Consider the following 12,190-nt stretch of genomic DNA (forward strand, 5'->3'; position numbering starts at 1 on the left):
CCTCGAGAGCGTCTCGTCGGCTCGAGGTGCGCGCGGCCGCGCATGGTGGGGTGCGCGGCCGCGCGCGGGCGTCCCCGGTCAGCTGCCCGCGGGCAGCTTGATCTTCGGCTCCTTGGGGTGGCGCCGGTACAGCAGGATCGTCCGCCCCAGCGTCTGCGCGACGGCGGCGCGGAGCCGCTCGGAGAGCGTGTCGGCGACGTCGTCCAGCTCGTCCGGGCACTCGGTGCCCAGGCGTACCTTCACGAGCTCGTGCCGCTCCAGGGCGGCGTCGACGGCCGCGACGACGCCGTCGGTCAGGCCGGCCTTGCCGAGCTGCACGACCGGGTCGAGGTGATGCCCCAGCGCGCGGAGATGGCGGCGCTGCTTTCCTGTCAGATCCAAAGCGTTCGGCCTTTCTTGAGGCGGTCGCGCGATTCGGGCGCTCGATGGTCGAGGGGACGTCCCTGTCGCGGTCGCGCGCGAGGTCATACTGGCCTCCGGGCCAAGCGAAAAGGGCGCGCCGCTCGGGCTCTTCGCGCGCCGCGCGAATCGCTCAAGCACCAGCGCCGGTAAACCGGGGCATGCAGCATGGGTGGGGTAAACGTGGGTTTTCGTGGGTATATGTGCGATGAAAGCCGGCGCGGCGCAAGCGGGCGGCGCTCACCAGGGGTCCCGGGCGCTCTGGGTTTTTCTTGACGTGGCCGTGCAACAGGCATCCCCTTGATCTGGCGGCCGGCAGCTCGACGGGGGGCTCGAGCGCTCGGATCGACACCGACATGGGCTCATCGAGCGACCGAGATGCGGTAGCGGGGCAGGACGCCGAGCTCCCTCGGCTGGACGAGGGGTCGGACCCGATCGAGCTCACGGTCCATGACGAGGTGAGCCCCTGTCCGTACCTGCCTGAAGCCGAGGCGCGGATGCCGCTGCGCGTGCCCATCCGTCCGCTCACGCGTGCGGAGTTCGACCATCGGCTCGTCGCGGGCAACCGCCGTCATGGCAAGCTGCTCTACCGCACCCAGTGCCCCTCCTGCCGCGCGTGCGAGCCGATCCGGATCGTCGTTCGCGACTTCGTCCCCGGCCGCACGCAGCGCCGGGTGCTCCGCCGTGGAGAGCGGGTGGTGGACGTCGAGATCGGCCCGCCCGTGACCACGCGCGAGAAGATCATCCTGTACAACCGGCACAAGCACGGCCGGGGGTTGATGCGCGATGACGGTCCGCTCGGCGCCGAGGGGTACGAGGCGTTCCTCGTGGACAGCTGCTGCGAGACGTTCGAGATGCGCTATCGCGTCGGCGGCCGCCTCGTCGGGGTCGCCGTCGTGGATCGGGGGCAGGATTCGCTGTCCGCTGTCTACTCCTTCTATGAGCCCGAGCTGGAGCCGCTGAGCCCCGGTGTCTTCTCGATCCTGAAGCAGCTCGAGCTGTGCCGTTCGTGGGGCCTCCGGTACCTGTACCTCGGCCTTTACGTCGAGCGCTGCTCGCGGCTGGTCTACAAGGCCCAGTACCTGCCGCACGAGCGGCTCATCGATGGCCGCTGGCGGCGCTTCGAGCGGCAGGCGCCTGCGGCGCCATGACAGGAGCACGCCGCTGGATTTCGCGAGCGCGCCGCTCGGCGTCTCGTGGCAAGGACGTACCCATGTGGAATCGCGCTCTCGCTTTCACCTCGTGCGCTGTGCTCTGGGCTCTGCTCGTCGTTGCGTGCGGCGACACGAGGCCGATCTTCGACACCGCCGCCGGCGGCGCCGGGGGCGCCGGCTCGTCGGCAGGCGGGGAGGGCGGAGCAGGCGGCGGTGAGGCCGGCGGCGACGGCACGGCCGGCGGCGACGGCACGGCCGGCGGCGACGGCACGGCCGGCGGCGACGGCACGGCCGGCGGCGACGGCACGGCCGGCGGCGACGGTACGGCCGGCGGTGGCGGCACCGGCGGCGGTGACGGCACCGCGGGTGGCGGGGCAGGCTAGGCAGGCCGGCGCCGCGTTGCCCGCGGGGCCGGTTGTGTTCCGGCATCGCCGGGCCTAAGCCGCTCGCGTGCATCCGCTCGCAGACAAGGTCCTCGCCCGCGACACGCGCGCGACGGCGCGGGCCTGCCGGCTCGTCGACGATCGCGTCGGCGACTATGCCGCGATCCTGAAGGATCTCTTCCCCCATACCGGCCGCGCCTGGGTCCTCGGCGTGACGGGGAACCCGGGGGCAGGCAAGAGCACGCTCACCGATCGGCTGATCAGCGTGTTCCGGGGGCAGGGGCGCCGCGTCGCCGTGGTGGCGGTCGATCCCACGAGCCCGTTCACCGGCGGCGCGATCCTCGGCGACCGCATCCGCATGCAGGCCCATTTCGGCGATCCCGACGTGTTCATCCGGTCGATGGCGACCCGGGGCGCGCTCGGCGGGCTGTCGCGCTCGGTGGTGGACGTCGTGCGGGTGCTCGACGCCTGGGGCGCGGACGTCGTGGTGGTCGAGACCGTCGGCGTCGGGCAGGACGAGCTCGAGATCACCCGGATGGCGCACACCACCCTGGTCGTCGCCGCGCCGGGGATGGGCGACGAGGTGCAGGCGATCAAGGCGGGCATCCTGGAGTGCGCCGACGTCTTCGCCCTGAACAAGGCCGACCGGGACGGGGCCGACGCGGCGGTGCGCGATCTGGAGCTCATGATCGCGCTCGGCGGCGAGGTGGCCGCGGCCTCCGGACGGGCGCGTGGGCACAGCGCCGCGGCGCTCCACGCCCGCGCGCAGAGGGCGCCCTCTCCAGGTGGCGAGCCCGTCGAAGGCCCGTGGGAGCCCGTGATCGCGCGGACCGTGGCCACACGTAACGAGGGCGTGGCGGCGCTCGTGGACAAGCTGGAGGGGCACCGGGCATGGCTGTTCGGGACCGAGGCCGGCGCTGCGCGCCGAGAGGAACGCCTGCGCGAGGCGATGCACGTGCAGCTCCGCGACGCGCTCACCGACGCCGCCGTCGCCGCGCTCGGCCCCGCGCTCGAGGCCGCCGTGCATTCCGTCGCGCGGCGCGAGGTCGACCCCTACACGGCGTCGGAGCGGCTCGTCGCCGCCTTCCGCAGCGCCGGCGCCGTCACGCCTGGCGCCGCCGTCGCGCCCGGCGGCGGGACCTGAGCGGCGGCCAGGAGCCGGCTCATGTCGACCGCGCGGCAGCGCTAGTCGATGCAGCGATCCAGCGCGTCTTTCTCGGGTTTACAGGACGTACTCCACTTATCGTCGCGGTTGCAGATCCCTGTGTCGTCCTCGCACTCCAGGAGCGCGTCGTACTGGTCGACGCAGCCGCGGCGGTCGGCGTCCACGTACCTGTCATCGTAGCGATCGAGGCAGTCGCCGTACTCGCGGTCGCTGCACCCCTCGCAGTCGCACTTGTAGTCGCAGAGATCGTCCTCCAGAGGGCTGCACGCCGCGGTGAAGAGGCAGGCAAGGGTGAGGATCATGTGCGAAGCCTTCATTGGCCCAAGGTTATCCCGCGTCCTCGGCCCCAGCGCGATAAACAGCGCGCCGGGCGCCGAGCGACGATGAGCCGCGTTCGCCTGCTTCCCACCTTCCGCCGGTGCGCTCGACACCCACTTTGCGCGCAGCGCGGCCGGCGCTCACGGCGCGGCGCCGCGGCGCCGTGGGGGCTTGCGCCCCACGTTCTCTGCGCGGAACGCGCTCGGGCACGCGTCGCTGATCCCGCAGCCTCCGCACGCTGGCTTCCTCGCGAAGCAGATCCGGCGGCCGTGGAAGATCAGCGTGTGGGACAGCATATCCCAGTCGCGCCGCGGGAAGAGCGCCACGAGGTCGCGCTCGATCTGCTCTGGCTTGTCGCTGGTCGTCCACCCGAGCCGCTGCGACACGCGCTGCACGTGGGTATCGACCACGACGCCCTCCGGCGCTCCGAAGGCGACGCCGAGCACCACATTCGCCGTCTTGCGCCCGACTCCGGGCAGCTTCACGAGCTCGGCGAGCGTCCTCGGCACCTCGCCGCCGTGCCGCTCGATGAGGCCTCGCGCGAGCCCCACGATGTTCTTCCCCTTCTGGTTGAACATGCCCATCCCGAGCCGCTTGAGGAGCGCGCTCACCTCGGCGGCATCGGCGCTGGCGAGGGCGCGGGCGTCGGGATACGCGCCGAACAGGTGGGGGGTCACCTTGTTGACCAGCACGTCCGTCGTCTGGGCGCTGAGCACCGTCGCGACGAGGAGCTCGAACGAGGATCGATGATCCAGCTCGCAGTGGGCGTCCGGGTGCAGCGCCCGCAGCCGCGCGAACGTGGCCGGAGGCGCGCTCGGCGCTGCGCGTGCCGGCGCCGGCCGAGCCGCGTCGGCGAGCGCTGTCGCCTTCTTGGGCCGCGGCCCGCGCGTCGTCGCCGCCATGGAAGCACCCCCGCGAGCCGCCTTGCCCGGCCGCTTCGCCGGTGGTGCGACGCCCTCGCCTCGATGTTGGCTCGCGGGACCGACAGCGGTGGACGCGGGCGGCCGGCGCGCGCCTCGCCCAGTCGGGACGAGGTCTCGCGCGCGACCGCCCTCCGCCGTTTCAGCTGACGAAGGCGCGCTTCCGCGTCTCATGCTCATCGAGGAGCTTCTCGACGCTCGCGAGCGCGTTCTCCACCGACTCTTGCACCATCTGCAGCACCGTCGTCGCCGAGCCCTTCAGCGCCTCGTAATAGCGCTGCCGCTCGGTCGAGTGGATGATCGACGGAGGCAGGCCCGTGCGGAGCAGCAGCATGTTCATGAACAGCCTCGCGACCTTGCCGCTGTCGTTCGGGAACGGGTAGACCCGCAGCAGATCGTAGTGCGCGCGCGCTGCGATCCGGATGCCGTTCCGCGTCTTCCGCGTCTCGGGGTCGTTCAGCCAGTCGATGATCTGACGCACCTTGTAGGCGATCTTGTCCGGCGGAGCGTACTCGTGGAAGTAGAGCCGGTGCTGGGGGATGTCCTTGCGGTATTTCACCGTCTTGAGGTCCCCCTCCTCCGGATGGAGGATCAGGTACAGCTTCTTCATGCAGTCGAGCGTGAGCGGGGCCCGCTTGTTCTCGCCCTGCTCGCGCACGTACGCGATGGCCTCCTTGTGCCGCCGGATGTCATCGTACGTCGGCTGAAGGCTCGAGTCCGCCACGAGCGGCGCCGGGCCGGCGAGGGCCGCGCGCAGCTCGTCGAACGTGTAGACCACCCCTTCGAGCGCGCTGTCGTGGTAAATCCACGACATATCGAGGCTGTCGATGTAGCGCCGCCGGAAGTCCTCCGACTGCGCGCTCAACCGCTGCTCGATGATCGCGCTGCGCTCCTCGATGGTGGCGCGCCGAGGCGGCGGCAGCATCGGCAGCGGCAGGGTGACCACCCGCGGCGCCTCCCGGAGCGGGGCGCGACCCGGACGGCGCTCGATCGACGCCCCGGCGCTCTTCCCCTTCGCCACGCCCGGCCGCGCGCTCTTCTTGTCGACGACCGGCTTGTCGCTCGTGCGCGACGGCCTGTCGCTCGTGCGCGACGGCCTGTCGCTCGCCCGGCGCGGTCGTTCAGCCTCGCCCGGCGCGGCCTGCTCCCTCACGTCCTTGAGCTTCAGCTTCTCCTTGAGCTTCGGCTTCTCTTTGAGCGTCGGCTGGTCGTCGAGCCTCAGCTTCAGCTTCTTGCGGAGCTTCGTCGGCTCCGCCGCCGGCGCCGCGAGCGCCCGCTCGGAGCGCGCCGCGATCTTTTTCCGGACGAGCCTCGGCTTGGCGGCCTTGACCCGCGCGAGCCTCGGCTTGGTGGCCTTGACCCGCGCGACCTTCGTCTTCGCGGCCTTCGCCTTCCGCGCCCGCCCGGCGACCGCCCTGGTCTTCGCGGCCCTGGCCTTCGTGGCCCTCGGCTTGGCGACCCTGGCGCGGGTCACCCTGGCCTTCGTGGCCTTGGCCCTCGCCGTCTTCGCCCGCGTCGCCTTGGCCTTCGCCGCCCTCGCCTTGACCTTCGTCGCCCTGGCCTTCGCCCTGGCCTTGGTGGTCCTGAGCTTGGCGGCGGTGCGCGTCGACCTGGCCTTCGTCCTGGCCGCGGCCTTCTTCGCCTTGGAAGCGCTCGTTCGCTTCGCGGCCGCGCGGGTGGCCTTCTTCGCCCTCCCGACCGCCGCTTTTTTCCTCACGCCCGTACGGGTTGCCCGCGCCGGTGCGCGCGCCGCCTTGCGCCGCGCCGGGGCCGCCGACTTGCGGGCGGTCGCCCGTTTTGTCGTGGTTTTCCGGCGCTTTGCCGCCTTCACGGCAGCGGTGCGTCGCGCAGCAGGACGAGAGGACGCGGCCTTCCGCTTCGGCTTGCGCGCGGCTGAGCGGGCGGCAGGCTTTGCCTTCCGCGTCCGCGCTGTCGAGGCTGCTCGCCTCGAGCTTGCCGCGCTGGCCTTGGTCGCTCTCTTCCGGTCTTTTTTCGAAGTTTTTCGGGTCTTCTTTGCCGCCATGGGCGTGCTTTCACACAATCGCTCAGGCTGCCCGCTGCCACGCTGCGGCGAGCTAACATACGATCGAAAAGGCCTAATGCCGGCCAGCAGCCTAGCAATTTGGGGATTTATCCGTCAACCAGTCCGGTGCGGAAGTGGGCAGGAAGCGACATCCCACAGCTGGATCGTCGATGATCCAGTTGACCCGCCCTGCCAGGTTGCGCCCGCGGTCCTGGCAGGCGCAGCTAGAGGCCGGGCGCGAGCGCTCCGCGACCGAGGGGCCGGCCCTCAGCTGTCGATGTTGATGCCGAGCCGCTGCCGGATGGCGAAATACTCCTCGCTGGCCGCGTAGAGCGTGAGCTCCTTGAGCCTCTCCTTGTGGGGGAGGGCGGCGCTCGCCTCGTCGGTCGCCTTGATCATCTCCTGCGCCAGCTCGAGGTCGTTGGCGAGGAGGAAGCCCGCGCGGTCGGCCGTCAGGTCGACGCCGGACACCCAGCGCTTCAGGTCGATGGCGCCGGCCTGGAGCAGCTTCGTCACGGCGCTCGCGAGCTGATCGCGCGCAGGCCCGACGAGGATGGGCTCCAGGACCGCCAGGTCGTCCATCACCGGCCCCTCGAGCTCCTTCGTGATCGGGAACGTGGGCGAGATCAGCTTGATCGCCGCGAACAGCCAGGCGCGCAGGCCGGTGCCCGTCGGCACCAGGTGCCGGAGGTACATGCCCGGCCGGTAGTAGGTGAGGTGGCGGGCCGCGATGAACGCGGCGGCCTGCGTGGGCAGGTCCATCTGGAGCGCCGCGGCGCCGAGCACGATCGCCGGGACGTGCGCGTGGAGGAACGAGACGCCGCCGCCGTCGTTCGGATCCTGGAACGTGAGCGGCGGCGCGAGGCCCAGGACGCCCGCCGCGTAGTAGAGCGTCTGCGACATCGGGTAGGGGTGGCGCGAGAGATCGAGCTGGTAGGCGAGCTGGTAACCGAGCTCCTCCAGCGGCTGCCCGTTCTTCCTGAGCACGGCCGGCTCGATGACGCCGAAGACCGCGGTCAGGAGCGGATCCGCGTCGGGGTGGACGAGCGCGGCCGCCCACGCGCGGTCGTCGAGCGGCTGCTGCGCCGCCGCGGCCGTGTCGGGGCGCAGGCGCCGGAAGAAGCGCTCCTCGTCCGGCTCCGCGGCGCTGAGGCAGCAGAGCACCTGGCACAGACAGAAGGCCGCGTCGGCGCGCTTCGCCTCGGTGTACATCTTCCGGAGCAGCCGGTACGCGTCCGGCTTGTACGGGTTGCGCCGCAGGATCGGGGCCTGCGCGGCCACCGCCTTGTCCAGGTACTCCGCCGGGTTGCTCGCGTAGAGGTTCGCCAGGAGCTCGTTCCGCGCCTCGCTGTCCGGATCGAGCGTCTGCGCCGCCTCGTAGGCGTCGATCGCCTCGCTCATCCAGCCGAGCTTGTCCTTGTAGAGGGCGCCCAGCCGGTCGAACGTCTCGAGCATCCTCGCCGTGTCGTTCTCCTCGGTCGCCCGGTCGAGCTCGACCTTCAGCAGGCGCTCCACCTCCTCGTGGTCACCCTTCTCGCCGCGGAGGTCGATCGCCTCCGCGAGCGCCCGGGTGAGGGACGGGTCGAGCGCCAGCACCTCGTCGTAGAACGTGGCGGCCCGGTCGAGATCGCCGAGCTGACGCGCGCTCACGATCGCCGCCGTGTGCAGGTACTTCGCCTTCTGCCGGCTGTCGTCGATCTTGGCGGCGAGCTTGAGGACGATGTCGACGAGCTTCGACCAGTCCTTCTCCTCGCTGTAGAGCTGCATCAGCTTCGTGAGGATCTTCCGGTCGTCCGGGCGCTCGTCCAGCGCCGCCACGTAGCTCTTCGCGGCGCGCGCCCGGTCGTGGAGGTGCGCCGCGAGCAGGTCGCCGATCTCGAGCAGGAGCGCGCTCCGGTCCTCGCCGGTCACCATGTCGAGCCGCCGTTGCTTGACGCGCACGACCTCCTCCCAGTCCCCCTTGGCCTCGAAGACCCTGGCGAGCAGGGCGAGCGGGGCAGGGGACTCCGGGAGGAGATCGGCGGCGCCGTTCAGCGCGGCCACCGCGCCGTCCGGGTCGCCGGCCGCGAGCCTCGCCTCGCCGAGCCCGAGGAGCGCCTCCGCCCGATCGCGCTCCGGCAGGCCGGCGCCGAAGCGGTCCACGAGGCGGCCGTAGAGCTCCGCTGCCTCCTTCGCCCTGCCCGCGTCGAGGTTGACCCTGGCGGCCCGCGAGAGCGCCGCCGGATCGTCCGGCGCGAGCGCGAGCAGCGCCTTCACCGTGCCGATCGCCTTGCCGCTCGAGCCGCTCTTGCCGAGCGCGTCGACGTAGCGGAGCAGCAGCTTGAGCCCCTGCTCCTTCGGCAGGACGTCGAGCCGGCTCGCCAGGAGCTCGTAGTGCCGCGCCGCCTCGAGGAAGCGGCCCGCCTCGAACGCGAGATCGCCCGAGATCATGAGCCCGAGCACGCTCGTCGGATCGAGGTCGACCGCCCTCGTCGCCGCCTCCGCGGCGCGCTCGTCGTCCTTGAGGCGCTCGCGGAGGAGCAGCGCCATCTCGCCGTACAGGCGGCCCTTGGCGAGGTTGCCCTCCGCGACCTCGGCCTCGCGCGCGATGAGCTCGACGGCGCTCGTCGCGTCGCCCCGGGCGAGGTAGGCCGCGCGCAGCGCCGAGGACGCGCCCGCGTTCTGCGGCTGCGCGTCGAGGGCCATCTTGTAGCGCTCGATCGCCCCGTCCCGATCGCCCTTCTCCTCGAGCATCTTCGCCGCGCGGATCCAGAGATCGGCCCTGCTCTCCGCGGTCTTCGCCGTCGCCGCGAGCGACTCGATCGCGCTCAGCGCCGCCGCGGCGTCGCCCGTCGCGGCCCGCACGTGCGCGAGCGACTCCAGCGCCCCGGCGTGGTGGGGATCGATCGCGAGCACCCGCTCGTACGCCTTGCGGGCGCGCTCGGGCGAGCCGACCTGATCGAGGAGCACGCGCCCCATCGCGAGCAGCAGCTCCTCCCGGCGCTTGTCGTCGGGCACGATGCCGAGCTGCCGCTCGTACAGCGACACCACGTCCTCCCAGCGATCGAGGGCGCGGTAGTGCCGCCCGAGCGCGGCGAGCGAGCCCTCGTGCGCGCTGTCGATCCTGAGGATCGCCTCGAGGGCCTCGGCCGCCTTCGCGTGGTCGAGGAACTCCTCGTCATGGATGCCGGCGATCCGCTCGTAGAGGTTGATCTTCTGGCGCGGCGTCGCGCTGACGTCGATCTGTCGCGCCAGGTTCTGGAGCAGCGCCGCGTAGCTGCCGGCGCGGCTGTGGATGCGATCGAGCCCGCGCAGGGCGGTCAGGCTGGCCGGATCGAGCTCGAGCGCCGCCTCGTAGCGGCGCGTCGCCTCGACCAGGTCGCCGAGCCGGTCCTCGTAGAGCTCGGCGAGCTTGCACATCGTGTCGATGCGCTCCTCGCCTCGCAGCGCCTCCGCGCGCCGCTCGAGGATCTTCGCGTAGCCCGCGTGATCCTCGGCGCGCCGGTAAATCCGGAGCAGCGCCTCGCACGTCCTCGTGTGCCCGGGGTCCTCGGTGAAGATCTGCTCGTACAGGTCGCGCGCGCGGCCCGCGTCGCTCAGCTTCGTCTCGAGGAGCTCGGCCGCCGCGGCGCGGAGGTCGCGCGCCTCGCCCGGGGTCGCGGCGCGATCGGCCCGCGAGAGCAGCACCTGGACGAGCTCCTGCCACTGCTGGGCGCGGCGGTAGACCTGCGAGAGCCCCTCCAGCGCCTCCTCGTTCGCGGGGTCGAGCCCGAGCACGAACTGGAAGCACGGGATCCCGAGGTCCGCCCGCGCGACCTTCTCCGCATACCAGGGCCCGAGCCGGTTGAAGAGCGCGAGCTTCGCCTCGGCCGGCATCGCCTCGTCGGTGCTCGCCTGGCTCAGGATCTGGAGCGCCTCGGACCAGACCTTCACGTCGTTGCCGGCCGCGCGCTCCAGGTCGACGGCGTACGCGTCCTGCTCCGGATCCTGGGCGAGCGCCTGGGCGAAGGCGAACACCCCCTGGTCCTTGTCGTCGAGCTCCCGCACGTAGAGGTGCCCGATCTCGTTGAGCGCCCGGGCGCGCTCGCCGGCGGTCTCGGCGCGCTCGCTCCGCTGGAGGAGCATCTCCACGAGCTCCTCGTGCTTGCCCAGCGCCTTGCGGAGCTCCTCGAGCGCGGTGAAGGCGATGTCGTCGCCCGGGGCGAGCTCGAGGAGGCGCAGGTAGACCGCCTCCGCCTTGTCGTGCAGCCGCCCCTTCTCGTAGATCCTGGCCGCCCGGAAGTGCAGGAGCTTCTTCGCCGCGACCGCCGGGTCGTCGCCCTGACCGGGCGCCGAGCCCGCGTCGATCTGCTCCGAGGCCATCACGAGCGCCTCGGCCACGCGCCCCGGGTCCGCTCCCCGATCGACGGCCGCCTCGACGGCGAGCGCGAGCTCCGTGTCCGTGGGGCTCGCGACGAGCCGATCGATGAGGTCGTTCAGCTGCGCGCCCTCGATCGCCGCCTCCTGCTGCTGCGGCTTGCCGAGCGGCTCGATCGCGTCGAGCACCGCGCGCGTCCCCCTCGGCCGGGCGTCCTGCGCTTTCGCGAGCAGGCGCCCCGAGAGCTCGTCGATGTCCTTGCCCACCCAGCCGCGCGGCGCGACCGCGCTCGGCGGCGGCGGCGGCTCGATGAGGTGGGCGACGGCGACGTCGACCGCGGCGGCGCCCGAGAACACGGGCTTGCCCGTGAGGAGCTCGAAGAGCAGCGCGCCGAAGGCGTAGAGATCGCTCGCGGGGCCGACGCCCTCGCCGCGCAGCTGCTCGGGGCTGGCCGCCTCGACGAGCTCCGGGCTGGACCACCCGGCGCCGAGCCGGTCGCCGCCGACGTCGACGAGGACCGGGAGCGGCTCCCCGTCCTCGCCGCGGGCCACGACGACGTTCTCGAGCTTGAGCGCGCCGTGGACGAGGCGCTGCTCGTGGAGCGCGGCGAGGCCGCTGAGGATCCCGCGGAGCAGCGGCTTCGCCTCGTTGATGTGGATCGGCCCCGAGCGCGCGAGGCGCGCCGAGAGCGGCAGCCCGTCGATGTGCGCGTACGCCACGAACGCCCGGCCGCCCACGATCCCCGCGTCGATGCCGCTCGCCAGGTTCTCGTGGTGCACCTGCGCGGCCAGGCGGACGTGGGTGAGGTACCTGCGCACCGCCCGGCTGTCCCGGGTCGCCTCGCGCCGGAGCACCTTGAGCGTCCGCGGCTCGGTCCCCCGGGTCGCCGCGTAGACCAGGGCCCGGGGGCCCTCGCCGATTTTTCTCGTGACGATGTAGTCGCCGAACGCCTCGCCGGGCCCGATCTCCTCGAGCAGGCCGAGCCCATGGGCGCCGAGGGCGCGGACGCGCGCGTCGACCTCTGCGCGCGAGGCGATGACGGCATCGATCAACGCATCGATGGCGTCGCGCTCCACGCAATGATCCGTGAGGGCGCGCGCGAAGGAGGCCTTGGAGGCGCTGCCCCCGATCTCGGCCGGGCTGAAGCCGAGGAGGTCGGACGACAGGGCCATCATTTCATCGAGCGAGAAGAGGCGCTCGAGCTCGCCTCGGACGATATCAAGGGACATGGGACTCCTCGGGCCGACCCCTCGTGCCGGCGTCGCGCGCGCAGCGGACCTGCCGGACGGCGGGGGACGTGGGTCATGCTAGCGAAGCTTGGGGCTCCATGCGACATCCGACGACCGCCTGTTTTGCAGGGCGATTCGGCGGCGCGCGGCGCGACGGCGGCGCTCGACGTGGGCGCAATCGACGTCGATCGACGTGGCGCGCGGGGTCGTGCTCACCGCGCCTGCCGCGCCGAGAGGCCGGGTAACAGGTAACGCGGAGTTGC

Annotated in this window: 9 protein-coding genes; 4 read left to right on the top strand and 5 right to left on the bottom strand. The window is 72.1% G+C overall.

The window, feature by feature from the left end; all coding sequences use genetic code 11:
- Nucleotides 1-78 precede the first annotated feature (78 nt).
- Entirely contained in the window at nucleotides 79-381 is a 303-nt protein-coding gene (gene yhbY, locus ACSRUE_RS28290; protein ID WP_012236550.1) for a ribosome assembly RNA-binding protein YhbY, read from the bottom strand.
- 374 nt (nucleotides 382-755) lie between these two features.
- Between yhbY and ACSRUE_RS28295 the strand changes: the two genes are divergently transcribed.
- From ACSRUE_RS28295 to meaB, 3 genes are all read left to right on the top strand, one after another.
- A complete protein-coding gene (locus ACSRUE_RS28295) occupies nucleotides 756-1,550 on the top strand; it encodes an arginyltransferase (protein WP_437944380.1) in 795 nt (264 codons plus the stop codon).
- Between the two features lie 62 nt (nucleotides 1,551-1,612).
- Nucleotides 1,613-1,936: a hypothetical protein gene (locus tag ACSRUE_RS28300; RefSeq protein ID WP_441286313.1), complete on the top strand. Its 324-nt coding sequence runs from the start codon at nucleotides 1,613-1,615 to the stop codon at nucleotides 1,934-1,936.
- Between the two features lie 67 nt (nucleotides 1,937-2,003).
- On the top strand, nucleotides 2,004-3,080 hold the full coding sequence (meaB, locus tag ACSRUE_RS28305; protein ID WP_437944378.1) for a methylmalonyl Co-A mutase-associated GTPase MeaB: 1,077 nt from the start codon (nucleotides 2,004-2,006) through the stop codon (nucleotides 3,078-3,080).
- Between the two features lie 41 nt (nucleotides 3,081-3,121).
- Here meaB and ACSRUE_RS28310 read toward each other — a convergent pair whose 3' ends face one another.
- The 3 genes from ACSRUE_RS28310 to ACSRUE_RS28320 form a co-directional block, all read right to left on the bottom strand.
- Nucleotides 3,122-3,403 carry a hypothetical protein gene (locus ACSRUE_RS28310; RefSeq protein WP_437718824.1) on the bottom strand — a complete coding sequence of 94 codons (282 nt, stop codon included), beginning with the start codon at nucleotides 3,401-3,403 and terminating at the stop codon, nucleotides 3,122-3,124.
- Nucleotides 3,404-3,559: 156 nt separating this feature from the next.
- Complete coding sequence (nth, locus tag ACSRUE_RS28315) at nucleotides 3,560-4,321, bottom strand: endonuclease III (RefSeq protein ID WP_441286314.1); 762 nt, start codon at nucleotides 4,319-4,321, stop codon at nucleotides 3,560-3,562.
- A gap of 160 nt (nucleotides 4,322-4,481) precedes the next feature.
- Entirely contained in the window at nucleotides 4,482-5,813 is a 1,332-nt protein-coding gene (locus tag ACSRUE_RS28320) for a Fic family protein (RefSeq protein ID WP_441286315.1), read from the bottom strand.
- Here ACSRUE_RS28320 and ACSRUE_RS28325 point away from each other — a divergent pair.
- On the top strand, nucleotides 5,791-6,693 hold the full coding sequence (locus ACSRUE_RS28325) for a hypothetical protein (protein WP_441286316.1): 903 nt from the start codon (nucleotides 5,791-5,793) through the stop codon (nucleotides 6,691-6,693). The two genes, ACSRUE_RS28320 and ACSRUE_RS28325, sit on opposite strands and share 23 nt — an antisense overlap.
- Here the strand turns inward: ACSRUE_RS28325 and ACSRUE_RS28330 are convergent.
- Nucleotides 6,630-11,927, bottom strand: a complete 5,298-nt coding sequence (locus ACSRUE_RS28330; RefSeq protein ID WP_441286317.1) for a protein kinase domain-containing protein — start codon at nucleotides 11,925-11,927, stop codon at nucleotides 6,630-6,632. The two genes, ACSRUE_RS28325 and ACSRUE_RS28330, sit on opposite strands and share 64 nt — an antisense overlap.
- Nucleotides 11,928-12,190: the final 263 nt, after the last annotated feature.

The organism is Sorangium sp. KYC3313, from assembly GCF_052075895.1.
Lineage (GTDB): Bacteria > Myxococcota_A > Polyangia > Polyangiales > Polyangiaceae > Sorangium > Sorangium cellulosum_B.

Bases quoted from the DNA above. Each gene is read 5' to 3' on its own strand.
- ACSRUE_RS28295 (WP_437944380.1), top strand. From the start codon at position 756: ATGGGCTCATCGAGCGACCGAGATGCGGTAGCGGGGCAGGACGCCGAG.
- ACSRUE_RS28300 (WP_441286313.1), top strand. From the start codon at position 1,613: ATGTGGAATCGCGCTCTCGCTTTCACCTCGTGCGCTGTGCTCTGGGCT.
- ACSRUE_RS28310 (WP_437718824.1), bottom strand. From the start codon at position 3,403: ATGATCCTCACCCTTGCCTGCCTCTTCACCGCGGCGTGCAGCCCTCTG.
- nth (WP_441286314.1), bottom strand. From the start codon at position 4,321: ATGGCGGCGACGACGCGCGGGCCGCGGCCCAAGAAGGCGACAGCGCTC.
- ACSRUE_RS28330 (WP_441286317.1), bottom strand. From the start codon at position 11,927: ATGTCCCTTGATATCGTCCGAGGCGAGCTCGAGCGCCTCTTCTCGCTC.